Source organism: Kitasatospora sp. NPDC087861 (assembly GCF_044742585.1).
In the GTDB taxonomy this organism is placed as follows: Bacteria; Actinomycetota; Actinomycetes; order Streptomycetales; family Streptomycetaceae; genus Kitasatospora.
This window is the reverse complement of sequence record NZ_JBIUUS010000056.1, coordinates 1-23,962: the sequence shown is the minus strand read 5'-3', so window position 1 is coordinate 23,962 and position 23,962 is coordinate 1. Positions and strand designations below refer to the sequence as shown.

At 69.3% G+C, this 23,962-nt stretch carries 25 protein-coding genes and 2 pseudogenes; 11 read left to right on the top strand and 16 right to left on the bottom strand.

Annotated features, from left to right (window positions below):
• The first annotated feature begins 102 nt into the window (after positions 1-102).
• The 4 genes from ACIOJE_RS38530 (at position 103) to ACIOJE_RS38515 (ending at position 3,311) form a co-directional block, all read left to right on the top strand.
• Complete coding sequence (locus tag ACIOJE_RS38530; protein WP_280685223.1) at positions 103-696, top strand: hypothetical protein; 594 nt, start codon at positions 103-105, stop codon at positions 694-696.
• 248 nt (positions 697-944) lie between these two features.
• Positions 945-1,190, top strand: a complete 246-nt coding sequence (locus ACIOJE_RS38525) for a hypothetical protein (RefSeq protein ID WP_280685222.1) — start codon at positions 945-947, stop codon at positions 1,188-1,190.
• Positions 1,191-1,500: 310 nt separating this feature from the next.
• A complete protein-coding gene (locus ACIOJE_RS38520) occupies positions 1,501-1,692 on the top strand; it encodes a hypothetical protein (protein ID WP_400782941.1) in 192 nt (63 codons plus the stop codon).
• Between the two features lie 344 nt (positions 1,693-2,036).
• The gene (locus tag ACIOJE_RS38515; RefSeq protein ID WP_280685221.1) at positions 2,037-3,311 is read left to right on the top strand and encodes a trypsin-like serine protease; all 1,275 of its coding nucleotides are present in this window, start codon (positions 2,037-2,039) and stop codon (positions 3,309-3,311) included.
• A 52-nt stretch (positions 3,312-3,363) separates the two neighbouring features.
• Here ACIOJE_RS38515 and ACIOJE_RS38510 read toward each other — a convergent pair whose 3' ends face one another.
• Positions 3,364-4,074, bottom strand: coding sequence for a hypothetical protein (locus ACIOJE_RS38510; RefSeq protein ID WP_280685220.1), 711 nt, complete (start codon positions 4,072-4,074; stop codon positions 3,364-3,366).
• Positions 4,071-4,277, bottom strand: a complete 207-nt coding sequence (locus ACIOJE_RS38505) for a hypothetical protein (protein ID WP_280685219.1) — start codon at positions 4,275-4,277, stop codon at positions 4,071-4,073. The genes ACIOJE_RS38510 and ACIOJE_RS38505 overlap by 4 nt, the downstream gene beginning before the upstream one ends.
• A 238-nt stretch (positions 4,278-4,515) precedes the next feature.
• Between ACIOJE_RS38505 and ACIOJE_RS38500 the strand changes: the two genes are divergently transcribed.
• Positions 4,516-4,707, top strand: a complete 192-nt coding sequence (locus ACIOJE_RS38500; RefSeq protein ID WP_400782938.1) for a hypothetical protein — start codon at positions 4,516-4,518, stop codon at positions 4,705-4,707.
• A gap of 311 nt (positions 4,708-5,018) precedes the next feature.
• On the opposite strand, the gene ACIOJE_RS38495 is transcribed toward ACIOJE_RS38500, so the two are convergent.
• Positions 5,019-5,291 (bottom strand): hypothetical protein, encoded by a 273-nt coding sequence (locus ACIOJE_RS38495; RefSeq protein WP_280685217.1) that lies wholly within the window; start codon positions 5,289-5,291, stop codon positions 5,019-5,021.
• Positions 5,292-5,343: 52 nt separating this feature from the next.
• Between ACIOJE_RS38495 and ACIOJE_RS38490 the strand changes: the two genes are divergently transcribed.
• A complete protein-coding gene (locus ACIOJE_RS38490) occupies positions 5,344-5,853 on the top strand; it encodes a hypothetical protein (protein ID WP_280685216.1) in 510 nt (169 codons plus the stop codon).
• A 606-nt stretch (positions 5,854-6,459) separates the two neighbouring features.
• Here ACIOJE_RS38490 and ACIOJE_RS38485 read toward each other — a convergent pair.
• The 4 genes and pseudogenes from ACIOJE_RS38485 to ACIOJE_RS38470 all read right to left on the bottom strand — a co-directional run.
• Positions 6,460-6,920, bottom strand: a pseudogene (locus tag ACIOJE_RS38485) (transposase); the annotation flags it as partial.
• Positions 6,914-8,176, bottom strand: coding sequence for an ISL3 family transposase (locus ACIOJE_RS38480; protein ID WP_280685214.1), 1,263 nt, complete (start codon positions 8,174-8,176; stop codon positions 6,914-6,916). The pseudogene ACIOJE_RS38485 and the gene ACIOJE_RS38480, both read right to left, overlap by 7 nt.
• A 198-nt stretch (positions 8,177-8,374) precedes the next feature.
• The gene (locus tag ACIOJE_RS38475; protein ID WP_280685213.1) at positions 8,375-8,794 is read right to left on the bottom strand and encodes a RidA family protein; all 420 of its coding nucleotides are present in this window, start codon (positions 8,792-8,794) and stop codon (positions 8,375-8,377) included.
• 44 nt (positions 8,795-8,838) lie between these two features.
• Positions 8,839-9,345: a cupin domain-containing protein gene (locus ACIOJE_RS38470; protein ID WP_063352400.1), complete on the bottom strand. Its 507-nt coding sequence runs from the start codon at positions 9,343-9,345 to the stop codon at positions 8,839-8,841.
• 85 nt (positions 9,346-9,430) lie between these two features.
• Here ACIOJE_RS38470 and ACIOJE_RS38465 point away from each other — a divergent pair, with 85 nt between their 5' ends.
• Positions 9,431-9,934, top strand: coding sequence for a MarR family transcriptional regulator (locus ACIOJE_RS38465; protein ID WP_280685212.1), 504 nt, complete (start codon positions 9,431-9,433; stop codon positions 9,932-9,934).
• Between the two features lie 125 nt (positions 9,935-10,059).
• Here ACIOJE_RS38465 and ACIOJE_RS38460 read toward each other — a convergent pair whose 3' ends face one another.
• The 3 genes and pseudogenes from ACIOJE_RS38460 to ACIOJE_RS38450 all read right to left on the bottom strand — a co-directional run.
• On the bottom strand, positions 10,060-11,499 hold the full coding sequence (locus tag ACIOJE_RS38460) for a Pls/PosA family non-ribosomal peptide synthetase (protein WP_280685236.1): 1,440 nt from the start codon (positions 11,497-11,499) through the stop codon (positions 10,060-10,062).
• Between the two features lie 55 nt (positions 11,500-11,554).
• Positions 11,555-12,325 (bottom strand): transposase, encoded by a 771-nt coding sequence (locus ACIOJE_RS38455; protein WP_280685210.1) that lies wholly within the window; start codon positions 12,323-12,325, stop codon positions 11,555-11,557.
• Positions 12,326-12,382: 57 nt separating this feature from the next.
• Positions 12,383-12,526, bottom strand: a pseudogene (locus ACIOJE_RS38450) (transposase); the annotation flags it as partial.
• A 962-nt stretch (positions 12,527-13,488) separates the two neighbouring features.
• Here ACIOJE_RS38450 and ACIOJE_RS38445 point away from each other — a divergent pair.
• Positions 13,489-14,946 (top strand): AAA family ATPase, encoded by a 1,458-nt coding sequence (locus tag ACIOJE_RS38445; protein WP_280685209.1) that lies wholly within the window; start codon positions 13,489-13,491, stop codon positions 14,944-14,946.
• A gap of 466 nt (positions 14,947-15,412) precedes the next feature.
• Here ACIOJE_RS38445 and ACIOJE_RS38440 read toward each other — a convergent pair whose 3' ends face one another.
• From ACIOJE_RS38440 to ACIOJE_RS38420, 5 genes are all read right to left on the bottom strand, one after another.
• Complete coding sequence (locus ACIOJE_RS38440; protein WP_348534179.1) at positions 15,413-15,682, bottom strand: integrase core domain-containing protein; 270 nt, start codon at positions 15,680-15,682, stop codon at positions 15,413-15,415.
• Between the two features lie 412 nt (positions 15,683-16,094).
• Positions 16,095-17,603, bottom strand: coding sequence for a hypothetical protein (locus ACIOJE_RS38435; protein WP_280685207.1), 1,509 nt, complete (start codon positions 17,601-17,603; stop codon positions 16,095-16,097).
• A 535-nt stretch (positions 17,604-18,138) separates the two neighbouring features.
• Complete coding sequence (locus ACIOJE_RS38430; protein WP_280685206.1) at positions 18,139-18,585, bottom strand: hypothetical protein; 447 nt, start codon at positions 18,583-18,585, stop codon at positions 18,139-18,141.
• Positions 18,560-18,817: a hypothetical protein gene (locus ACIOJE_RS38425; protein ID WP_280685205.1), complete on the bottom strand. Its 258-nt coding sequence runs from the start codon at positions 18,815-18,817 to the stop codon at positions 18,560-18,562. The genes ACIOJE_RS38430 and ACIOJE_RS38425 overlap by 26 nt, the downstream gene beginning before the upstream one ends.
• A 304-nt stretch (positions 18,818-19,121) precedes the next feature.
• Positions 19,122-19,463, bottom strand: coding sequence for a hypothetical protein (locus ACIOJE_RS38420; protein WP_280685203.1), 342 nt, complete (start codon positions 19,461-19,463; stop codon positions 19,122-19,124).
• 244 nt (positions 19,464-19,707) lie between these two features.
• Between ACIOJE_RS38420 and ACIOJE_RS38415 the strand changes: the two genes are divergently transcribed.
• From ACIOJE_RS38415 to ACIOJE_RS38405, 3 genes are all read left to right on the top strand, one after another.
• Positions 19,708-20,748, top strand: coding sequence for a hypothetical protein (locus tag ACIOJE_RS38415; protein ID WP_280685202.1), 1,041 nt, complete (start codon positions 19,708-19,710; stop codon positions 20,746-20,748).
• A gap of 427 nt (positions 20,749-21,175) precedes the next feature.
• Positions 21,176-22,327: an ATP-binding protein gene (locus ACIOJE_RS38410; RefSeq protein ID WP_280685201.1), complete on the top strand. Its 1,152-nt coding sequence runs from the start codon at positions 21,176-21,178 to the stop codon at positions 22,325-22,327.
• Positions 22,328-23,089: 762 nt separating this feature from the next.
• Positions 23,090-23,281, top strand: coding sequence for a helix-turn-helix domain-containing protein (locus tag ACIOJE_RS38405; protein WP_280685200.1), 192 nt, complete (start codon positions 23,090-23,092; stop codon positions 23,279-23,281).
• A gap of 58 nt (positions 23,282-23,339) precedes the next feature.
• On the opposite strand, the gene ACIOJE_RS38400 is transcribed toward ACIOJE_RS38405, so the two are convergent.
• Positions 23,340-23,962, bottom strand: a 623-nt coding sequence (locus ACIOJE_RS38400; protein ID WP_400782930.1) for a tyrosine-type recombinase/integrase, incomplete at its 5' end; no start/stop codon positions are given.

The window sequence follows — 23,962 nt, the reverse complement described above, 5'->3', positions numbered from 1 at the left end:
GTACCCGGTCTTCGCCGCTTGTGCCATCATCAGCTGCTGTCGGCCGACCTCGGGGGACTTGTGAGCCGAATCAACTGTCCGCAGTGCGGTGCGCTCGATCAGGTGCGCAGCGTACCGAGCGTCTACCAGTCGCAGACCAGTCGATACTCCGGGACGAGCACCGGCTACACCTCCGGTGTCGCGTACGCGAGCGGGGTCGGTGTGGTGCCGGCCTATGGCCAGGCGACCGTCCACACCTCGGGTGTCTCCACAACGCTGCTGGCGAAGCAGGTCGCTCCGCCGCCTCGGCCGCAGCTGGCCAAGCCCGGCTCCGGGTGCGAGATTGCTTCCCTGTTTTTCCTGGCACTGGTGTTCCTGCTGTTCCTCCTACCGCCAGTGCTGACGTCCGACAAGCACGAGCTGCGGGGCTTCCTTCTGGCGTTCGGCATGTTGGGTGGGCCCCCCTTGGTTGCGGGGGTGGCCATGGCCGTTAGGCGCGCTAAGAAGGGGGACCGGATGCGGCAACAGTTCGAGGAGTATTCGGCGATCCAGCCGTCGCTGGCCGCGGCTTGGAGAGCCACCTATCTCTGCCTGCGCTGCAACGTCGCCTACCTGCCCGATGGGGAGTTCGGGATCAGTCCCGCACCGGTCGTGCCGGTGTGCGATCTTCACGGCCTCGTCGCGGTCACCGCCGCCCACCTGCGCGACGAGGACTGACAACTCCGGTTCCCCGGAGGCGCCCTGAACCTATGCGGCACGACCACCCGCCGCGGCATCGGCGTACTGATTCAGGACCTGCCGTTGCCGTTCTGCCGGGAGGCGACGGAGCGGATCCGGTCGGCGGCGCGCTGGCCGCTCCCGGAGGTTTGGGCGAGAGCCTCCCGCTCGTCCGAGGTGAGTATCCGTTCCTCGGGCCCGTCAGGCGCCTCCGAGCGGCCGCGGTGGCGTTCGGGTCACCTGCGGTGGTGGACCTCACCAACGCCCGCTCGACCGCAGCCCACCTCGCCGCGAAGCCCAGCGTCCAGATCACCCCCGCCGAACGCCTGCGACCGCCACCAGGCAAGGATTTGCCGAGGATCTGCCGCAAGCCCACGATCACGGTCCGTCCCGGTGACCTCGGCAAGCTCGACAAGCTCCGCCAGGACCGCCATTACCTCACCCCGACATGGCACGACGCCTACAAGCCCATGCGGGCCCACAACGTTATCTAGAGCAGCCCGAAGGGCGTCCTCCATGTCCGTCACGGGCCCGATCCTGCCAGCGGCAAGCGTCGTGGACATGGTTATCTCTTCCCTCGTCCAACACATGGAGCACACGGAGGAGCAATGCCAGGAGTACCGTGCAGGTACGAACCGGCTGCCGGCCGCAGTGGCATTCAGCGCCGACGACCTCCAGCGGCAGGCCCGCCGCGGGGTTGGTGAGGCGCTCGACGATCCTCTCGTAGGATCGCGCAGGCCCGCTGCAGACCACCTCCACGACCCACAGCTCGCCCGGCCAGCCCGGATAGCTCCACGCCTCGGTGTGCGCCGGGGCCGTCCCGGCGGAGAACAGCGGGCCTCCGGTTCCGCCGTCGGCATCGGGCTGGCCAGCACCGGCTGGAGCACCCTCGTTGGGGTGGCCCGCCAGTGGCGCGCCCACCCCGACTACCCGGCGGCCGCCGACCGGGAGTTCACCGACTTCGTGAACACCGCCGTCCGCGCGGCCGCCCGCTGAGGAGTACCGGTGAGGTGGGTGCGCCGCTGGCGTCCCGTCGAACTTGCGGTCCAGGAGCGGGCTTGGTCGGGGTGGACGGAACGTGGATCCTCGGCGAGGAGGGGGAGCGGTGAGCGCGGGCAACCTGCCGGTGCCCGCCGGTGAGGCGACGTCGTTGGTGCGGTTCCCCGGCCCGCTCGGGGGTTTAGGCCGGGGGCCGCTGTTCCACGATGCCGGTGACGGCAGCCGACGGCGCGCGGGGCTACGCCGTGGCGGTGGGCGCACCCGGCTTTCCTCGCTAGGCTGCGGCACGCATACGATACGATAACTCCGCGTGAGGGCTTTGGTCACTCTATGGTGTCTCCATGCGCGGATCGAAACTCCTGTACGCGGCAGCGGTCCTGGTCCTGGGCACCGCGTCCATCGCCGTCGCAAGGGCCCAGGACACCGCCGACGAGACCCGCATGGCTCCGGCGATCCTGCTGAGCCGCGAGTACCACGAGAAGCACCTGCAGCCCATCGCGGATGAGATCCACCGGCTGATCGACACCGGACAGGTCGACGGCAGCGACTTCGCCTCAGTCGTGTTCCACGGCGACGAGCACTACCTCGACCTCTACTGGAAGGGAGCCCTCCCCGCCAGGATCACCAAGGCCGTCGACGCCTGGCGCACGCGCACCCGCGAGGCGATGCGCCACGACCCCGCCGGCCCGGTGAGCCCCGACTACGACGTCCACTACCGGACGGCCGCCTACTCGCTCTCCGAGATGGACAGGGCCATCGGCAGGTTCATCGGCACCGTCGGCAACGACAAGGCGGAGTGGTCCTCGATCTCCCCGGCCAACGACGGCAGCGGCCTCGTGCTCTCGTACCAGCCGAAGGCCAGCAAGCGCATCGCGCCGGCCAACGCGCCGATGCGCGACTACGAGGCCCGGGCCGAGCAGATCGCCGGCATCCCAGTCCACCCGCAGATCGGCTCCCCCGAAACGCCCACGCAGGGCAGCCGCACCAGCGACGCCCCGCCCTGGTACGCCGGAGCCGACCTCAGGCTGAGCGACAACAGCCGTTGCTCCACCGGAGTGCCGGGCTGGGTCAACGGCAAGCGCGTCCTGCTCACCGCCGCCCACTGCCAGACCAGCGGGAACGTCTACAACGGGCAGCGCGTCGTCGGCGAGGTCACCGCGTCCGACGGCGGCCTCGACGTTGCCGTCATCACCACCGACACCAGCACCACGGCCCGCTTCTACAGCAGCGCCTGGAACAGCAGCGACTCCCGCCCGCTGTACGGCCCGGCGCGCCTGGACCCGGGCCAGTCCGCCTGCTTCAGCGGCGCCACGTCCGGGTTTCACTGCGAGCTGGAGGTCACGCGCGTCGGCGTCCACTCGCCGTCGGGGCGCACCAACGCGACCGAGGTGAAGTCACGCGGCGGAGGCATCGCTGTCGCCCAGGGTGACAGCGGCGGGCCGGCCGTGGCCAACCCGCAGGGCGACTCGATGGCGCCGGTCGGCGTCATCATCGCCGGGAACACCGACACGAAGATCCCGTGCAGCGGCACCTCGTCCACGACGGCATGCTTCTCGACCGGTTACTACACCCCGCTCGACCCGGTGGTGTCCAAGTTCGGGTTCTCGGCGTTGTGACCCGCCTGGCACAGGGCCGCTGCCTCTACGGCGCCGCCGGTGGCGCGCCGGGCTACGCCGTGGCGGCGTCGACCGGCCGGGTGGCGCCGCGTTCGGCGGCCGCCAGCGGCTGGACGGTGCCGTCCGGGCCGGGCAGGAGCAGACGCTGGGAACGCGGGCGGGCGCGGCCGCGGCCGGTGCAGTGGACCACCTCGCGGTGGGTGATCTCCCCCCACCCGTCGCCGAGCCCGAACGTCTGTACGTCTGAGGTGGTCAGTGTCAGGACAGCGCCCTCCCAGGGCACGGGGGTGAGCAGCGTGGTGCCGGTCTCGCGCAAGATCGCCTCCAAGCGGCGAAGTTGGCGGGGTGGGGCGGGGGTGGTGGGCTGGAGGAGCATGATCGGGGTGGCGGGGGCGAGGTCTGCGGCCACCTGTGCCCACTGGGCCCCGGGGATCTCAGCCAGCACGGTGCGTTGCCATGGGATGCCGTAGGCCTTCGCGGCTGCCGGGCCGAGGTCTCCGAGTCCGATGATGCTCACCCAGTCGTGCCTGGTCACGGCGCCGCCAGCCAGGGCCAGGAGGAGCCCGGCGTCGCCCTGGACGGAGACGACGGCGCCGCGCGGGAGCCGACCGTCGGGCAGGACCGGGGCGAGCGCCGCGTGCGCGGGCCGGGTGGCGGCTTCCACCCGGGCCAGCCGGGCCCCGGGGGACGTCTCTTCGAGGAGTTCGGCGAGTCGGTCGCTGCGGTCGCTGCCGCCGGGGAGGATCGTGAGCGGGGCGCTCACCGGTCCGCCTCGTTGTCGGGGAGGGCGGCTCGTAGTTCGGCCGGGCGCAGGCTTCGGCGGGTGTGGATGATCCACTCGTGGGTCAGGGGTGGGCCCCACAGGACGTGGGCGGCCCAGCGGCTTTCCCTGTCAAGTTCAGCGTGTTGGACCTTCGCCAGGGGCTGACGGTCGGCCTGGGCATCGTGGTCAATGTGTTCCAGCACGGCTGAAACACAAAGTGGGTTCTGGCGCATCGGGGCTGACGTCGCTTATCTTCGGAGTACTGATTGAGGGCGTGTCCTCAGGTCTTCCGAACCGGCTATCCGGAACCGGAGGGATTCGCGGGCTCACACCGTCTCAGCCAACTACCGTTTTGGTAGTCGGGCTGAGGCGACATGCCCCGGACCGGCTACCCTCGCAGAAGGATGCCGACCGTTGAATTCCCGACTCTCCATGCGGGCCTTGCTGGTCGCCCTGGCTCTCACCATGTCCCTGCTGGTCGCGCTCGTTGCCGGCGTGCTGTCGTGGGCAGACGATCGCAACGTCCCGAGCGCGATCCTCTATGGCGGCGGAGCCTTCCTCGCCTGGATGACGCTCTGCGTCACGCTCTGCGCCGCCCTGGGGCTGTTCGAGAGGAACGCCCCGTCGCACTGATCGGCAGCAGAAGGACGCTGATCGGCGGATATGGCCACAAGTGGACATATCCGCCGATAGTGCAGACGGGGTTGTCGACTGCACCGACACTTCGACCGAGCGCCTGATGATCGGCTATTCAAGTTTGCAGCTGAGAAGCCGTTGTCTTTCCGAGAGTGACGGGCGTATTTCCGCTGGTCAGGCATAGTGTCGGTGTCTCGGCGGCAGGAACACGGTGTCGTGTCGTCTCTTCGGTGAGGTGCCGGGATGCCGTCGGTGATGGGGTTGCTGGAGGAGCGTGAACGGGCTGCTCGGCAGCGGGTGGAGGCCCTTCAGGCCGAGCTGCGTGAGGCGGAGGCCGTGTGGGAGCGGTTCGTGAGGCGGTGCACTTCGGTGAGACGCGGCAGCGCCCTGCCCTTGCCCTTGCTCTTCCCGTTGGCCTGCCCGGGGACGGCGGGATCGCTGGCAGTGGTCAGCAGGCGGGCGTGAAAGCCATCGATGCAGGCGGCTTCGTACCGGCGCAGCCACCAAGTCTCCCGGTCGGGACGGTCCGCCAGGTCGAGAAGGCCCGGACAGACGTCGCAGAGCCGAAGCGTCAACCGCATGAGCCCTGCTCGCGACGAACGCGACCGCATACGGGCCGCGACGGACCGCATCATGGTCGGCACCGCGGAGCGGTCCAACGGTGCCCTGACGATCGTCGCGCTGGCCCAGGAGGCGGGCGTCCCGAGGAACGTCCTCACCCAGCGCCATCCCGATCTGAAGAACGAGTTCTACGAGAAGGTGCGGGAACGGGGCGGGACGCCGGAGGCGGAGACCCGACTTCGCCGACAGATCGTCGAGCTGAAGGAGGCCCGGGCGAGGGACAGGAACGAGATCAAGCAGCTCAAGCTGGACGTCCAGGGCCTTGTCCAGGCCCTCAACCAGTCGACTCTGGAGAACCTCCAGCTGCGGGAAGCCCTGCCCGGCCCGCGGGGCAGGTCCGCGCGCTGTCGCTACGACCCGCTCCCGACCGCACCTGACCGGCCCGAGCCGCGCTGCCGGCCCACTGAAATGCCGTTGCCGATCGCATTGATGGTGGTGTTGAAACCGGTGAAGAGCAGGATGAACGTGATCGGCCCCGGTTCCGGCCGGCACACCAAAGAGGCCAAAAGCTCAACACGCTGAACTTGACAGACATCCCATGAGCTGGCGTGTCAAACAGCGAGTGCGTAGTGCGGAGGGACCAGGCGGTTGCCTCGCCGCACAGCCGCTGGACGCCCGACAAACCGTCTCGCCAGTCGCCGCCTCGCCAGGTACGGTCGCCTCGTGTGTTTCTACGCCATGACTCCCTACAAGCTGCACTACGTCTGCACGCCGTGCCGCGCCACGTTCAAGCAGCATCCCAGGCCGGGGAGCGAACACCCGTGCCCGCGGTGCGCCAAGCCGCTGAGCTGTGCCGGCCACGACTTCGCGGCGCCACGGCGGCGGGATACACAGGGATGGTCCGTCGTGGCCGCGGTCCTCAACGCCGGGCTGCGATACGAGGGCAGGGAACCCTGCGGCTGCGGAAAGGAGCCCAAATTTCGCCCTCGCACCCGCGCCCAACTGCGCGCACGCCGAATCGCCTCATCTCGAACCGGCGTCCCTCTCGCCGACATGCTGGGACGCGCAGATCCACACACTCCAGCATGAACTGACTCACCAAAGGGGCATCGTCGGCGTCCGCCGCGAAGTCCGGCACGCCAAGCTGTCACCGCAAGATCAATCACGGAACTGCGGGCAGAGCCAAATTCAGAGAGCGCCATCACGATGGGACCAGGCGGTCGCCTCGTCGTACGGTGTGCCGGTTTTGAGGCAGCCGTGCAGGATGCCGACGAGCCGGTTGGCGAGTTGGCGCAGGGCGGCATTGAATTCGATGCCGCGGGCGCGTTGCTTCTCGTAGTAGGCCCTGGCGCCGGAGGAGACCCGCAGCGCGGAGAAGGCTTGGGCGATCAGGCGGCGATGAGCCGGTCGTTGCGGACGTACCGGGCGGTCACGACCTTCTTCTTGCCGGAGGCGCGGGTGATCGGGCTGGTGCCGGCGTAGTTCTTGCGGGCCTTGGCGCTGGCGTACCGGTGAGGGTCATCGCCGAATTCCGCGAGTACCCGGGCGCTGAGCATCGGTCCCAGACCCGGCTGGGAGCGGATGATCTCAGCGTCCGGGTGCCGGCCAAAATAGGGCTCTTCTGCTGGACCTGTGGGTGTGATCAGGCGAGTTGGCGGCGGGGCAGGGCAGGCCGGGTGCCGCCGAGGCAGAGCATGACGAGGGCGATGACGGCCTCTGCGCTGCGGAAGCCGAACCCTCGTCGGATGGTCAGGCGTGTCTTGGTGTTGGTGGACTCGATCAGCCCGTTGCTCAGCTCCTCGACGATCGCGTGCAGGATGGCGTCGTGGTGGCGTCGGACCTTGCGGGCGAGGCCGACGAAGGCGGGGATGCGGCAGCGCCTGGCCCAGGACAGCCAGCGGTCCAGCGCCTCGGCTGCGGCATGTGCGCCCTCGGCGCGGGCGATCCGGTAGATCGTGCGCAGGCCCTCCTTGAGCAGATAGGCCCGGTGCAGGCGCGGGTCGTTGACGGCGATCCAGGCGAGCTTGGCCGTCTGCCGGTCGGTGAGGTCCTCGGGGTTCTTCCACAGCGCGTGGCGGGAGTGCTTCAGCCTGCGGGCCAGGTCCGGGTCCGCGGCCTGGCGGCGGGCCCGGTTCCAGTTCGCCCGGCGCTCCTCGTCCAGTGCCTCGGTGGCCCAGGCGACCACGTGGAAGGGGTCCATGGCGCGCACGGCGTTCGGGGCCCGCTCGGCGACCACGTCCGCGATCCACTCCGCGCCGTCGGCGCTGATGTGCGTGAGCCGGTGGGCGCGCTCGGCACCCAGGGCGTCGAAGAACGAGCGCAGGACGTCCTTGCCATGGCCGTCCGCCATCCACACCACGTGCCGGGTGTCGTGGTCGACGACCACGGTCATGTACTTCTGGTCCCTGCGGTAGGAGATCTCGTCGATCCCGATCCGCCGCAGCCCGGCGAGGCGGTCGATCCCGGCGTCCGCGTCACGCTGGTAGCGGGCCAGGATCGCGCCGACGGTGCGCCAGGCGACCCGCATCAACTGCGCGGTGGCTGACTTGGAGCACTCGGTGGCCAGCCAGGCGACCTGCTGGTCGAAGTCGCGCGTGTGCCCGGCGTCGTGCCGGGCCCAGGGCACCGCCGCGACCACCACCCCGTGCCGCTCGCACGACACACGCGGGGCGTCGGCCTCCAGGAACAGCTGCAGCCCGGCCGCGTCCAGGTGCCGCCACCGCCGGCGTCCCGCCCCGGCATCGAACCGCGGACAGCGGCTGCGACAGATCCCGCAGCGGCGACGCGCCCGGGACCTCGGACGCACCGCCACCACCATGACCTGCGCTTCCTCATCGAACCAGGCATCCTCCGGCACCGCCTGCTCGCATCCGACCAGCGACTTCAATACCGTGGTGAACCGCACGCCGTTCTCCCTGCGCGACCGATCTCAGGCCTCAACACCTCAAGATCTGCACAGGGGACGGCGTGTGCTGCATCAGGCGCTCCGCACCGACCCACAGATGGAGCAGAAGAGCCCCATATGAGCGGTCCGCGCCGGCTCGAACGGCGGCGGTACGGCGAGGGGTCCCACCGACCGGTGGGACCCCTGCGCGTGGGTGGGTCAGCCCGCTGCCCCCGCCGTCGGCCGGACGGCGACCGCATCGATCTCGAAGAGCATCCCCGGCAGGGCGAGCGAGGCGACCCCGCTGAGCGTCTGCGCGGGCAGCCGGTCGCCCCAGGCCCCGGCCAGGGCCTTGCCGAGGCCGGCCAGCTTCTCCGGGTCGTGGTCGACGATGTACGAGCCGAGTCGGACCACGTGCTCGAAGCCGAGGCCGACCCCGGCGAGCGCGGTGCGCAGGTTGGCGAGGGCGAGCTCCGCCTGGGCGGCGAAGTCGCCGGGCACGACCTGACCGCTGGCGTCGGAGGCGTACTGGCCGCCGATGAACACCGGTTCGCCGGGCGCGGAGGCGGCGTGGCTGTAGCCGAACGGCGTCGGGTCGTGCAGGCCGGGCGGGTTGGTGATGGTGCGGGTGTCGGTCACGGGGTTCCTCTCCTGGTGTCGGGCCGAGCTCGGTGCCGGGCGGTCTACGGCTCGGACCGGGCGGCTTCCTCCCGGGCGTCGCGCCAACTCGGCGACTCCAGGAAGTGGTTGTCGAAGAGGTCCTGCTTGGCGAGCAGCTCCTCGACCGTCGCCTCGCCCGCGCGGATCCGCTCCAGCAGGCGGAAGTAGTCGAAGCGCTCCACCCCGGGGGTGATCACGATCAGCAGGTCCGCCCCGGAGTCCGGCGCCGCCGCGAAGGCATGCGGCAGATGGGGCGGCACCACCACGAGGTCGCCGCTCCGGGCGGTGACCACCTCGTTCCCGACCAGCACCTGGGCCGAGCCGTCGACGACGAAGAACAGCTCCGAGGAGCCCCCGTGGTAGTGCGGAGTGGCGCCGTCCTTGCCGCGCCCCAGCGTGACGCGCAGGGTGCTCAGGGCGCCGCCGGTGGCGCTGGAGTCCGCCAGCAGCCGCCCCTTGCCGCCGAGCATTCCGACGGTCTCGGCTTCGTCGCCCCGCACCACCACGGCTTCCGGTCCGATCAACGTCATTGGCCTCTCCCCACAGTGAGCGCTCCGATAGTTCTCTGACTGATAGTACTACGTCTAACTATCTCCCATCGAATAATATGCCCCCATGGATCACGTGGACGTCATGCTCGACCAGTGGAGCCGGGAGCGCCCGGACCTCGACCTGGCGGCGGTCGGCACCGTCGGCCGCCTCGGCCGCTTCGCGCTGCTCGCGGGCCGGGTCGTCGAAGAGGTGTTCAAGCAACACGGCCTCCAGCGCGGCGAGTTCGACGTTCTCGCCACCCTGCGCCGCTCCGGCGCGCCGTACGAACTGATGCCCTCCGAACTCGCCGCGCTGCTGCTGATGTCGCGGGCCGGCATGACCAGCCGGATCGACCGGCTGGAATCGGCGGGCCTGGTGGAACGCCGCACCGACCCGGCGGACCGGCGCAGCGTCCGCATCGCCCTCACCGCGGCCGGACGCGCCCTCGTGGACGCCGCCTTCACCGACCACGCGGCCAACGAGACCGCGCTGCTCTCCGCCCTCTCGGGCGAGGAACGGGCCACCCTGGACGGGCTCCTGCGCAAACTGCTCGCCGACGTCGAGGGCGCGGAGAGCCCGGCGCCCTGACGGCCCCGCCCGACGCCCCCGCCCGAGGTCCAGCCACCCGCGACCGCTCCGGAACGCCGTCGGCCGCCGTACGCGGGGAACGCGTACGGCGGCCGACACCCGGTGCAGTGTGCCGTCCGTGACGACTACCGCACCTTGACGTACTCCGCTTCCGCCGCGGCCCGGCGCGGCGCCTCCGCCGGTTCCGCCACGGCCGCGGCGGTGGCCGCGGCCGTCGGCCAGGCGGCGATCGGGTTGCCCAGCCAGCGCCCCCCGTCCGGGACCCTCTCACCGCGCATCACCAGCGAGGCGGGCCCGACCGTGGTGCCGGCGCCCAGCGTCGAGCCCGGCAGCACGATGCTGTGCGGGCCGGTGGTGGCGCCCGCCCGCAGCCGCACGGCGTCCAGCCGCATCACCCGGTCGTGGAACAGATGGGTCTGCAGCACCGTGCCCCGGTTGACGCTCGCGCCCGCCTCGACCGTGACCAGGTCGCTCTCCGGCAGCCAGTGCGTCTCGCACCAGACCCCGCGGCCGATCTCGGCCCCCAGGCTTCGCAGCCAGAAGTTGAGGTACGGCGTGCCGGTCAGCGTCTGACCGCCCCACGGCATGGCGAGATCCTCCACGAAGGTGTCGTACAGCTCGTTGCGCCAGACGAAGCTGGACCAGGGCGGGTGCTCGGCGGCCTTGAAGCGCCCGACCAGCAGCCACTTCGCCACCGTGGTGACCAGGCAGGCGGCGATCGCGGCGGCGATCAGCACCACGCCGCCGCCGGCCAGCGCGACGGCCAGACCGTAGCGGTCCCGCAGTTCCTGGAGCGCCCCGAAGACCAGGTTGCCGAGGACGACGGCGAGCGCCAGCGGGATGAAGTGGCAGAGCTCCACCGACGCCCGGGCCAGCACCAGTCGGCGCGGCGGGTTGTAGGTGCGGCTGTCCTCGCCCGCGTCCGCCACCCGGGGGAGGGCGAAACCGGGGCGGCCCAGCCAGGAGGAGCCGGGCTGGCTGCGCACCGGCGCGTCCGAGAGGACGCCGACCAGGGCGTGGTCGGGCAGGGTGCGGCCGGGGCCGACGATGCCGGAGTTCCCCACGAACGCGCGGCGCCCGACGCGTGCCGGGCCGACCCGCAGCCAGCCGCCGCGCAGCTCGAACGGCGCGATCAGGGTGTCGTCGGCCAGGAACGCGCCGTCGTCCACCTGCATCGGCCCGGGCAGCGCCAGCACGGTGGAGGCCTCCACCCGGCGGCCGACCCTGGCGCCGAGCATCCGCAGCCAGACCGGGGTGAACAGGCTCGCGTAGAACTGGAAGAGCGAGCGGCGCGCGGTGTCGGTCAGCCGGCTGACCGCCCAGACGCACCAGGCCACCTTGCCGTGCGCCGGGTGGAAGCCGGGCCGGATCGGCCGGCTGAACAACCGGACCAGCAGCGCCACCAGTCCGGCGTAGCAGGCGACCGTCATCACGGTCATCAGCGCGCTGGCGGGCAGGAGCTGGATCAACGCGCCGCCGAGCGTGCGGTCGCCGTCGATCATCGAGTAGAGCAGGACGAGCGCGGGGACGGCGGCGACCACCGGGATCAGGCCGAGGCCGAGCAGCCCCAGCCCGTACGCCAGGTCCGTTTTCGCGGCTCTGCCCGGAGTTCCGTGAAGATCATGGCCGGGTGAGGATGCGGATCCGGAGAAGTCGGAACGAGGCCCGGCCGTACATGGCGCGTTTGAGCGTTTTGACCCGATTTATGTTGCCCTCGACCTTGCCTGAGCTCCATTCGAGGGTGAGGCCGGCGGTCACGGCGTCGAGGTCCTGGCGGAGGAAGCCGGCGAACGAGCGGACCGGTGCGGGGGCGTCCTGATCGGCCTGGCGGATCCACTCCAGCAGCATGCCGCCGCGCCGGTTGACCAGCAGGTCGCGGAAGTATCTGGCCAGGTCACAGGCCCGGGCGATGTCCGGGCAGGCGATCCTGACGTCCAGCAGTTTCTCCACCTCCTGGTCCGTGAGCGTCTCGCGCGGGCGCATGATCCACGAGGTGATGCGACGCGGGCTGGGGATGTCGGCGCGGACCGGCTCGGCCGTTCCCTCGCGGAGCTTGGCCAGGTGGCGGCGCACGACCTGGATGCTGCCGGTGTAGCCGCGCTCCCGGATCTCGTGGAACAGCCGGGTGCCGCTGGTGCATCCGGCGGTGAACCGGCTGTTCAGGTAAGGCTTGAACGGCTCCAGGAGTTTGGCCTTGTGGATGCCGAAGTCCTTTGCGGAGGCGAGGAGTTCGTCCAGCGGTGTGGTCTTGAAGTGGCGCACGGTCTTGCGGTCCAGGCCGAGGTGGCGGGCGATGGCGCTGATCGTCCACTTCTGGTCCAGCAGCCGGTGGACGTCCGCGTAGCGGTCACGGGTGCGCTCAACGAGAGGCGTGCGGGGCAGTTCTGACACTGGCAGGTCGATCACCGGGGGTTCGGGTGGCGGTTCCTCCTGTTCGGCGTGTTTGCGCAGGCAGGAGCGGTGTTGGTGGCAGGTCTTCTCGATGTCGGCTGCGAGGTTCTGGAGCAGGTGCCACCTGTCTGCGACCTCGATCGTGTCGGGGGCGGCTTCCTTGATCGCCCGGGAGTAGGCGGTGGCGCGGTCACGGCAGATGATCTCAGCGCCGGGGCGTAGTACCGGTGTTCTCCATCGCCTTCTCCAGCAGTTTGATGAACGACTTCATGGTGCCGTGGCCTCTATCTCTCAGCTGCGCAGTGCTGCTGCGCACTATCCCTGCTGTCAGATCTCCGCGGCCGAGTGCGCGCTGCGGTGGTCGTGGCGAACGATAGCAACGGTCAATCGTATTCGGCGGGACCCCGGAAAGGCTCAGTGGCCCACGCTCTCTGATGCGCAGTAATGCTGCGCAGACATCTGGGTGCAGCATGGCTGCTCATGAGGCAGGCGGAACGGGTCGCGATAAGTCCGGTGGGGGCGGCAAGGGGGGTGAATGTGATGCAAGTCACACGTAACGCGGTCGCCGCCCCAGGTGTCGACCTCGCCCCAACCGATCCCTGGCGAGGGTTCCGGCGACCTGGGCGTGAGGACAAAGCACAGCGGTCGGCAGTTGCCGTCCGCGGCGAAATGGATCTCCGTCGTCAGCCCGCCGCGGGCGCGCCCGAGGGTGTGGTGGCCGGGTCCCCTTTCGGCCGGCCCGGTCACGTGCTGGTTGGCGCACGATGGTGGGGTCCACCGCCACGACCCTGTGCAACTCGCCCTCGGTATTCGCTTGGGCAAGCAGATCGGTGAAGGCTGCGCCCCAGGTCCCGTCGATCACCCAGTTGCGCAGCCGGGTGTAGACGCCCTCCCGCAACCGTACTCGGCGGGCGGGCACGCCCACTGCGAACCGGTCTGGAACACGCGATCGGATCGATCACCTCCCGGTGATCCCGCCACCGCCCGCCCCGCCTCGGCATTCGGTCCGGCAATAGAGGCTCATCCGCCCCACTGCGCGTCAGTCAACGGCAGGACCAGACCAACGATCCGGTGATCGGAAGGAAGCGGCCTGGATCACCGGACACCGGTATTCGCCGTGTGTCAGCCCTCTGGGCACTGGGATGATGTGCAGATGAGTCACGATGACAGGGTCCGGCACCTGGGCCCCGAGGTTCGCGAACGCGCGCTATCCGACGTTCGGACCCGTGCTGATCGGGATACGTGTCCAGGGATTTCGTGGCGTGTCGGACCTGAACCTGCAGTTCAAGTCGCCCGTCACAGCGATCTCCGGCCTCAACGGAACCGGAAAGAGCACGGTTGCGCAGCTCGCCGCCGCTGGTTTCCGTCAGCCTCCCGATCACGACTGGTACCGCTACTACGTAAACCACTTCTTCCCGGTCTCGGTCGCCGACCCGGAGCCGTTCACCCCTGGCGCACAGGTCCAATACCTCTATGCCGCGGACAGCGGCTTTCAGACTGTCACGGTAAGTCGGTCGGCGAAGTCGTGGTCAGGGCAGCACCGGCAGCCCGAACGTGCCACCTACTACCGAGGCTTCGCCCAGTTCATCCCGAAGGTGGAGCGGAGAGACCTGTCCATCTACGGGGCGGCCAGCCTGGAGCTGGGGGAGGCGAATCCGCTAGACCCGACCGCGGCGCAGCACGTCGGGCGGATCCTGGCGGTCCCGTATGACCACCTGGGCTTCACTGAGGTCCTGACCACCAATAAAGCCGCAACGCTCGCCATGGCTGGACGCGGAGGCCGACGTTACTCCGAGAATCACATGGGGACGGGGGAAGGTCGGGTCCTGTACATGGTGAACACGCTGGAGACGGCCCCACCCAAGAGCCTCGTGATCTTCGAGGAGCCTGAGACCTCGCTGCACGGTGATGCTCAGGTCCGCCTCGCTCAGTACTTCGTCGAAGTCGCGCTTCGACGGGGGCACCAGATCATCATCACCACGCACAGCTCCGCGATCCTTGGGCAGCTCGGCCGTGACTCGGTTGTCTACCTGCGGCGCACACCACTGGGGGGTGGTGTGACCGCCACCCATGGGCTGAGCACATATCAGACCGACTCACACCTCCAGCGGGAGGGGAGGACGCCTGGTGGCATCACGGTATGCGTCGAGGACGAGTTCGCACGCTGCCTCGCCAGCGAGATCTTCCGGACGGCGGACCCTGATCTCTTGTCGGGATGCTCGTTCCTCACGATCGGAGGAGGCCAGGAGATCCCTGCCGCAGTGAAGTTGTTGCGCGGCGCGAAGGTGCGCGCTGTTGGGCTGAGCGACGGGGACATGCCGCACAACGGGACCGGAGGAGTGCGTACCCTGCCTGGAACGGAGCCGCCGGAGAAGGAGGTCTTCGCCCATCCTGCGGTCAAGGACTACTTCGCCGCAGCGCCGTTCGAGATTGATCTTGACGAGGTCCTGGCCGGTGTTTCCGACCACCACGACTACGCCAGGACAGTGGCGGCTCGTCTCATGATGGATGAGCCTACGGTGGTGGGTGTGGCCTGCCGGACGTACGCGGCCGCCCACCAGGCAGGCGCCTTCAACGATGTTGTTGGCTTCGTCCGCTCAGAGGTCGGCGACCGACGGTAGGGGCCATGCGCCTCACGCGTTCTCCGCACGGACCCGTGGCCGACGCGGACGGTAGCGTCCCCGGGCGCCGGCGGGACCCGTTGAGACACTCCTGCCGGCGTGAGGAGTCAGAAGCGATTTCCAAGCCGAGGGATACGGCTGCTGCTCGAACTTCCGCGCGCATCAGTCTCGTTCGGGTGATCGCTTCGCAGCTGGCGCATAGGAGAAGGGCCTCCTGCACAGTTCGGTGATGTCGAGTCAACGAACCATCAGGAGGCCCTGGTGTCCCACTGTGGCGTGCTTGCTCCGTCCGCGTCCAGCTCCGGCATGTCGTGCGATTGCCTCGCACACCGGCTCGGGACTGCCGCTGACCAGCCGGACCGGACCCGCCGCTACGGCTCCGACCTGACCGACGCGGAGTGGGCGATCGTGCGGCCACTGCTGCCCGTCCCGGCCTTGTAGGCGCCAAGAACCACGTCCGTGCTGGTTACGCTGCATGTTGGTATTCGTGCAGGATGCCGCCGAGGCGGTCGCGTCGGCGGACGTAGAGGTGGGTGAGCCGGTCGGGTTCGGTGATGGGTTCGGCCAGTTGGCGGAGGGGCGCGGCGCCGGCGAGGCTGCGGTGGGGCCGGTGCGTGTTGTGGAACTGCTCGTACTCGCGTAGCGCGTGGAGTGGGTGGGCCTGGTTCCAGATGAGGGTGCGGTCGAGGAGCTCGGTTCGGCAGGATCGCACCCAGCGCTCCATGATGGCGTTCATGCGCGGCATCCGGACGCCGTGGCCGCTGACCGTCCGCGGTGCGGTCCTTGAAGTTGTGAGGGGCGATGTGAAAGACGAACGGCGGCATGTCAGCATCCCGTAGTGCTCGAAGTTGCCCCAGGGGCTGGTCGTGGATGGGTAGGGGATGTGATCACACGCTGAGGGTAAGGGCCCGGCATCCGAAAGCCAACGCGCACCCAGAGATGTCGACTCCGCTGAGAGGTCGGCAGATGCCGGCGTGGTCACTCGACCGAGGCAGGTGTTCTCGCCCTGAGCGACAGTCCGCCCGGCCGACGCTGGCAAGGCCGGTCCTCGGCAGCCCGGACGGGCTCAGTGCGGGTGCCGCCAGCACGCGTCCCAGCCAGGTGCCGGAAGGACGCGTCTACCACGCAGACCCGGCCGGTGTTGTTGCTCATGTCTCGATCGACATCTGGCGCAAGTCCTCATTGAGGCAGGGAAGTTCCTGTATCAGGGCGGTTCCGGCTGTGAGAGATGCGTGTGCCGTTACGGACAGACCAGCCTGTGCTGCCGCGCGTGCTGTGTGGAAGTGCTCCGCTGCGATTCGTTGGCCAACGCCCAGTGCGCGCCACCCGAGGGTCTCCGGTTCCGGCAGATCGAGGTCGAGGTCGAGCATCAGCTGGTTCGTGGCCGGCGGTGGGGGAGGGCCATTGAGGATGCTGACGGCCAGTTGCAGGGAGCGCCAGGCTGCTTCGACGTTGCCTGCGCGTCGTTGCAGCGAGGCGAGATCGGCCAGGGCTGAACCTCGGTGCAGCGGGTCGTCCTGGAGGGATGCGTACAGGTGCCGGGCTCGGGCTGCTTGGGTGAAGTCCCCGAGCTGCGCGAGCTCGCCGGCGACGCGTGCCAGCAGGGGGGCGTCGCGTGGGCCGGCGTCGTCGAGCAGGCGGATCAGCGTGCAGCGGGTCAGTTCGGTGCGGCCTTGGCGACGGGCCAGTTCGGCCCAGGTGAGTTCGTGCTCGTCGGCCGGATCATCGCCGTAGTTGGACGCGTCGAAGTCGGCAGCCCAGTCGGCCAGCCTCTGCGCGGTCGGCGGGAAGCTGCCCAGGACGTAGTGGACATCGGGGTTCGTCTCGCGCAGAGCCGTGAGCAGCTCGTGATCCTCGGGTTGGCCGTGTCGGCCTACCAGGACGGCGGCTAGACGTAGTTCCTCCGTGGCGCCGTACCTCGCCTCGTGCTGGAGCAGGACGCGCAGCAGCGGCAGATCCGTCTCCTGCCGGTCGTACTGGGCCGCGCGCAGCACCGTCGCTCGCCGGGCCGGGTCCGAGGCGACCTCGAACCAGCAGTCGTGGCTCGTGCGGAGCAGGGCGAGGTCTGCTAGCCCGGGGGCCAGAACAGTGTGCCAGAGCGGTGGGTGGGGCATCCGGTCCAGCAGGGTGTAGGCGCAGCCCTCGTCAGCGTTGAGGAGCAGGAAGTCGGGCTCGGTGCGCAGTAGGGCCTCGTGGAGGCGGCGGATCAGTGCCGGCTGCGGGACGTGACGCAGTCCGAGTCCGGCCAGCAGGGTGTTTCGATCGGCGTCCAACGCCGGGGCGTAGGAGGCGCGGAGGTCGTCCTCGGCTCGGGCGACTGCGGCCGTCAGCATGGCGTCGTCGGCGTGAGGGTCGAGGATGGTGTAGTCCCGCCAGCCCGGCAGACCGATCAGCACCTCCAATGCCTCGTCCACACTGTCGGCTACCAGCCCAGCCTCGCCCTCGGAACTGGCGTACAGCACACTCTCGTCCGTGCATACGAAATACGTCCCACCCGTGTCGTCACCCGCGACTGCTTCGAGCGGCGCACCGGACGCCAGATGTACCGCTTCGCCGTGCTCGGCCCGGTCCACGTCGAAGTCGAAAGGGAACGTCGCAAGCCTAGCCAGGTCGGACCGGGTGCGGAGAAGGCGAACGGCACGATCGGAGCGTGTCATGGCGGGACGGTAGCAGGCGGCCCTGCCGCACCCGGGGCTCCCTTCGAGCCACGCGTCGCCAACTGCGGGCCGGCCCGTGCCTTCCGCGCCTTTGCGATCCGCGCATGGTCGGACGAAGGGGCGGGACGCCACGACGAAGTCGGTCTCCAGTGGGACGGGGCAGGTGGCTTCATCGACGAGGGGACCGCGATCGGCGCAAGCCTCGAGAGCGACGCGGAGAGGGCAGGGGGCCGAAATCAACGTGGGACGGCCCGTACCCTTCTGAGTGGCTGCTGCTGGCCCTGCGCGAAGAGAGCGAACCGTCGCTGCGTACCCTGCCGCTACGCGTGGCGGCGCTCCTGCGTGACGTGGACGCCCCGCCCCATTCGAAGGTGACCGCACTCTCGCGATCGTCCTGAGCGAGGCTCTCAACTTGGCCGAGACCACCGAGATCACGGACCCGACAATCACCGGTCAACTGAGGCGCCGGAGCGGATGACAGCGCCGGGCCTTTGTCAGGTGCGTGACGCACACGCATGATGGCGCGGGGATCGGTTTACGGCTCGGTTCGGACGCGCTCGGGGTCGAGTCGAAGCTCCTGGTAGGTCCAGCAGTCGGCGGCCAGCGTGGCGACCTCCGCGTCGCATGAGCAGATGCGGTTGCTGCCGTTCATGCCGTCCGGTCCGCAGCAGCCGACGGGGCGGCGTGGGTTGGGGTGGGGGAGCAGGCCGGTGGTGTCTTCGGGGTGGAGTACGAACGCGTCGCGAGGGCCGCCGGGGACGCGGATGTTCGCAGGTGCGTCGGGGGCGGGGGCGCTTGGGCCGACGTACGGGGCACCGAAGGGTTCGGGATCGATGGCGTAGGCGCCACGGGCCATGGTGAGACCCGGCTGGTCGCCCTCGTCCTGGCCCGCATAGCGCTGCTCGGGTAGTTCGTCGAGACGCCGCAGCGGCCCGGCCAGGCCGTTGAGCGCGGGCTCACACGCGGACTTCGTAGCGTGCACCCGGCCGAGGCCAGCTGGGGTCGATGAAGTCGGGGCGGTCGATCCGGTGGAAGCAGCGCACCAGGAACTCGGTGAACGTCCCGGCGGTCTCGAACCACTCGCCCTCGTCGCTGCTGATGATGATCCGCCACTCGGTGGGATCGTCCTCGACGGTGCGGAAGAAGTACCGGCTGCCGTGCTCGTCGCTTCCCCATAGCAGTAGAATGCCTGATCGGGCGTCGGACTCGTCCACCTCCCAGCAGCCGTCGGCGATCTCGCCGTACCAGGTCGGACGCTCAGGTGGGGGTCCCCAGCAGCCAGCTCGGCCGGCGTGGTGTCCATCGGCCGGTCGATCGTCAGATAGCCGTCCACCGAGCCGGGGCCGTACAGGTCGAGGAACGCCTTGAAGTCGGCCGGCAGCCGGAAGCCGAGGTACCGCTCGCTGGCCTCCCAGATCGCGGGCCTGGCCCAGCCCCAGCACGGGGGTTCCCCGAGCTGCACGCGGAGCTGTTTCAGCGCGGTTTGGCCCTCCGGGTGGGGGCGGGCGCTTGCCGCGGTCAGCACTGCCACAGGAACACGGCTTGTGCGCAGGGCTCGCACGCGAAGGCGTAGGCCTCGCCGCGACCGCCGAAGTTCATCGCTGTGGCGTGGTCCCGTCCTTCCTCGAGTTGGACGACGAGCCTCATTTGCCGCGCGCAGGTCGGGCAGGCAGGGGTCTCGTCGTTCTGCAGCCAGGCGGGCTGCCCGCCGAGTTGGCCGAGGACGTCCCCCATCGGTCCGTCGCAGGTGGCGCACTGCGGCCAGGTAGTCCCGGCCGGGGCCAGCGGCACGCCGCCGGTGCGGGTGGTCGGCGCGTCGGGCTCCGTGGTTCCCGCGTACGTCATCAAGGTCGTTGTCACAGGTGGCGACTGTACGACAGGCCGCTGACACCGTCTCGGCGTCCCGTCATGACAGCGGCAGATGCTGCACGCCGGGGTCAGCGCCACCGGGACAAGCCGGATCGCGGTGACGCACCTCCACGGCGACCACTGCCTCGGCTTCGCCCGGGTGGCTGCACGCTGCCGGCGTACCCTACCGCTGCGCACCCGGATTCCTTCCGGGTCCGGCCGGTGCTGTCGGGGCACCCCGATACATTGCATCCCCATGACGCTGCTGCCCGTTCGACCGATCGCCACGACCAAGCCGCTGACACGGGAAACGGAACCGTCCCCACTCGCAGGCTCGGCGGTAACGGCCAAACACAGCCCAGTGTCGTGGGCGGCGGAAGGGACGCTGTTCGCGGTGGACTTCTCGGCTGCCACTGACGAGCCCGTCGCGCCCCGTGTGGCGTTCCGGCTGGGAGATCGGCCACGTGACGCCTATGGCGCTGCTCTTGCACCCGACTCCGGATGCGTCGTCGTTGCCACCCAGCACGAGGCCCTGTGCGTGGACGCCGACGGCACGGTGCGCTGGCGGATCCCCTTCACGCAGCCGGCCCACTCCTCGATCGGGCTCGCAAACTGCGCCTTCTCACGCGACGGCGCGCACGTGTGGATCTTTCGACCCGACGCCATGCTGGGTCGGGGAGACGGCGGGGACCGCTGGCTGGTCGTCGCCGCCGCCGACGGACGGATGCTCGCCGAGCACGCCCTGCCCACGGTCGGCCAGGGCGCCCACCAGGTGGCCCACCCCGACGGCATCCACATGCTCCTGGACGTCGGCGAGGGCCAGGACGGCGTCTTCCTCTTCCATGGCCGTCTGGACGGGGATGCGATCAGCGTCCGCGCCTACCCGTGGGACGACCGCTGCCTGATCGATGTCTCCCCCGACGGCCGGGAGTTCATGACCGTCGGACACGGAGAGGAAGACGCCGTCTTTCACGCCTTCCCGGACGGAACCGAGCTGTGCCGTTTCGCCGTCGACCGCTTCCTCACCCCCGCAGGACCCGGCGAGGACGGGAACACCGATGACGACGAGGGCGAAGAGCCCCACATCGCGTGGAGCGGTGGTTACCTCGATGCCTCCACTGCGGTGGTCACCGTCGCTGGTGAGACCGAGGACGACGAGTGGACCATCCCGTACGTCGTCGACCTCTCCAGCGGAGCGATCCGAGGCCGTCTTGCCGCCGAGCCCCGGCTGCGCGGCGACGGCACCTGGACCACCGTCGACGACCAAGGGCAGCTGACACTCTGGGAGCTCGGCTGATCGACTCGCAACACGCGCCCGACACCACTCGAGGTCGCATACGCAATCGCACGCGAAAACGTCGTTCCTCCACGCCCGGCGTCAGGAAGCCGAACAGCTGAAACGGCCCACTCATCAGTCAAACCGTCCGGCTCCGCGGGCCCAAATGGCCGCGGAGCCGGACGGTTCACGCGTCATCCACCACCGCACCGGGCTGACGTGAAAATTCTTGAAACTCGTGGCGCCGCAGCCGCCCGAAACAGTGGCGCAGACAGCCCTCAGAGGGCCGCGGCGGGACTGCGGCGGCAGTGCGCACCCCTCCCGGCAGGGCGCTCCCTATTGGCCCTCAGAAGCCCGTCCGCGACCCCGTCAAACCGGCTATGACCTGGTGTTTTCTCGGAAATCCCCTAGGCTGGGGAGCTCTGTCGCACACCCTCGGAGGGGCATCATGAGCGAGGAATCCACGGCGTACGACGCCAGCACGATCGTGGTTCTGGAGGGCCTGGAGGCCGTTCGCAAGCGGCCCGGGATGTACATCGGATCGGTCGGTGAACGCGGCCTTCATCACCTGGTGTTCGAGGTCACCGAGCGGGCGCTGGACGAGATCCTCGGCGGCACCGCCAGCCGTGTCGAGATCACCCTCACCGCCGACGGTGGCATCCGCGTCGCCGACGACGGCATGGGCCTCCCGGTCGAGCACGCCGGCCACAGCGAAGGCCCTGCGCTGGAGACCCGGTTGGCCGTGCTCTGCTGCGGGGCACAGCCGGCCAACCGGCACTCGCTGTTCGGCGGCCACTTCGGCGTGGGACTGGCCGTCGTCAACGCACTGTCGGGCCGCCTGACGGCCGAGGTACGGCGCGACGGCGCCCGCTGGGTGCTGGAGTACGAGCGAGGCGTAGCTGTCGCGACGCCCACCCGCACTGGACCGGCCGACGGCAGCGGGACCGCGATCACCTTCCGGCCCGATGTTGAGATCTTCGAGACACTGGAGTTCTCGTTCGACGCGCTGGCCGAGCGCTTCAGGGAACTGGCCATCCTGAACCGGGACTTGGACATCACCCTGACCGATGACCGCGACCCCGCGGCGCCCCGGGCCGTCCGCTTCCGCTTCCCCGGCGGACCGAGGGACCACATCGCGGAGCAGAGCGCCCCCCTCCACCCGGACGTGATCGGCCTTGAGCGCGAGTACACCGACATGGAGGGAACCATCGAGGTGGCTTTCCGTTGGTGCGACTCCCGCGAGGAACGGGTCGCAAGCTACGCCAACAGCCGGCCGACCACCGGCGGCGGCACGCACGAGCTCGGCTTCCGCGACGGCCTGGCGGCCGCGGTCAACGCCTACGCCCGCGAGCAACAGCTGCTCACCCTGTCCGACCCCGACTTCACCCCCGCCCAGCTCGGCGCGGGCCTGACGGCGGTCGTGTCGGTGAAGCTCGATCGCCCCGAGTTCGAGGGGGCCACCCGCGACCGACTGGGCAACGGGCCCGTCCGCGCCTGCGTCGCCGAGGCCGTCCGAGAGCACCTGGCCGTCTGGCTCCGCGCCACCCCGGCGCAGGCGACCGCCGTCCTCGCTCGGATCTCGATGACTACCCGCCACTGACAGCAGCACACCGAAGACACCGAAGCCCAGGACGGGGCTGGTCCCGGCCTGGGCTTTTCGGTGGGCGCAGACGATTCCAACGGCCCCACCAGCCACAGGGCACGGCAGATCTCAACCACGGCCTCAAACCGACGTCGATAGATCCCTCACCGGCGAGCGGCGAAAGTAATAGAGATAGGTAGGTTCACGAATACCGTGATTAGCTCGGCTGCGGGATGGACGCCGTACCGCTGCCACCGAATTTCATAACAGTGTCGCCTTCTTGCCTTCCGCGACCGGGCGGAAATGCTCGGACGCGAGTCGGCGCCGCAAAGCTTTGGCACGGCGAAGACACAGCCTGAGACACGGAGTGAGCCCTACAATGGAGCTGTGAGGCAAGTCACTCTCCAGGCGTTGGTCGGTCGTCACCTCTCACGCGCCTCTCACGGACTGGGCGTCATGAGGTGTCATTAGGCGTCATGCGTCGCGGACGAGGTAGGCCATGAACTGCGGGATTCGGACTGACGAGCACCAGTCGGACGCCCTTTCGACCGCTGGGGGTCAAGAGGGTTGGCGTTCTACCTGTGTCGTCTCAGCCAGCGTTTCCGTAGGCATTGTTGGGTTCGCGAGTGCGGTCCTTCTGGTCGTTCTGCCACGTTGGTTGCGTTGCGCCTGGGTATCGCCGCTGGACTGTGATTGCCGTAGCACAGGCTCTCGGTGCGGCCAAACTGGCGTTGGCTGAGAACTTGGGCGCTGTGCTCGGCTATCGCAGAGGAGAGCCCTGTGGCTCAGCAGTTCATGACCGTCAAGGAGACGGCGGAGTATTTGAACATGTCCGTTCCGTGGGTGTATCGCGAGGTGACGCGTGCGGGCCTTGTTCCGTACCGGTTCGGGCGCGGGAGGAATTCGAAGCTTCAGTTCAAGGTGTCCGAGGTTCAGGCGTGGGCGAAGCAGCAGCAGGTGTCCGGCATCTGAGCCTGTTGCCCGCGGAATACGGGGAGGCCCTGTCCTGAGGGACGGGGCCTCCCCGTGTTCAGGCGGCCAGGTCGAGGCCGAGGATCTGGGCGGCGTGGGCGATGGAGCCTGGCATGAGGTGTCGGTAGATCTTGAACGTGATGTCGATGCTCTTGTGGCCCATCCACTCGGCGACGTCGGTGATGGGGATGTTGTGGCTGAGGCAGTTCGAGGCGAAGAAGTGGCGGAGGCCGTAGAGCACCATGCCTTCGGGGATGTCGACGTCGTCGGACTGTTTGACGACGCGCTGCCACTGGTTCTGCAGGAGGTGGTACGGGTAGGGCTTGCCGAGGTCCCGGGGATGGCGGAGGAGGTAGCCGTCGACGGTTCCGTACTTGTCGGCGTACCACTCGATGCTGAGCCTGGTGCGGGAGGGCAGCGGGACGTCGCGGTAGTCACCCTCCTTTCGGTGTTTGAGCGGCGCGTAGTCCTTGGTGGTCATGTTGACCTGCTCCGTGACGCGGTAGACGTCGTCGGCGACGATGTTGTTGATGTTGACGGCGAGCGCCTCGCCATTGCGTAGGCCGGAACCACTCATGAGGTCGGAGACGACGAGGAAGGCGTCGTCGCCGGCGGTGCGTATCTCCTGCACCTGGGTGGGGGAGGGGACGACGGCGCGGTTGGGGTCGTACTGGGGCGGCT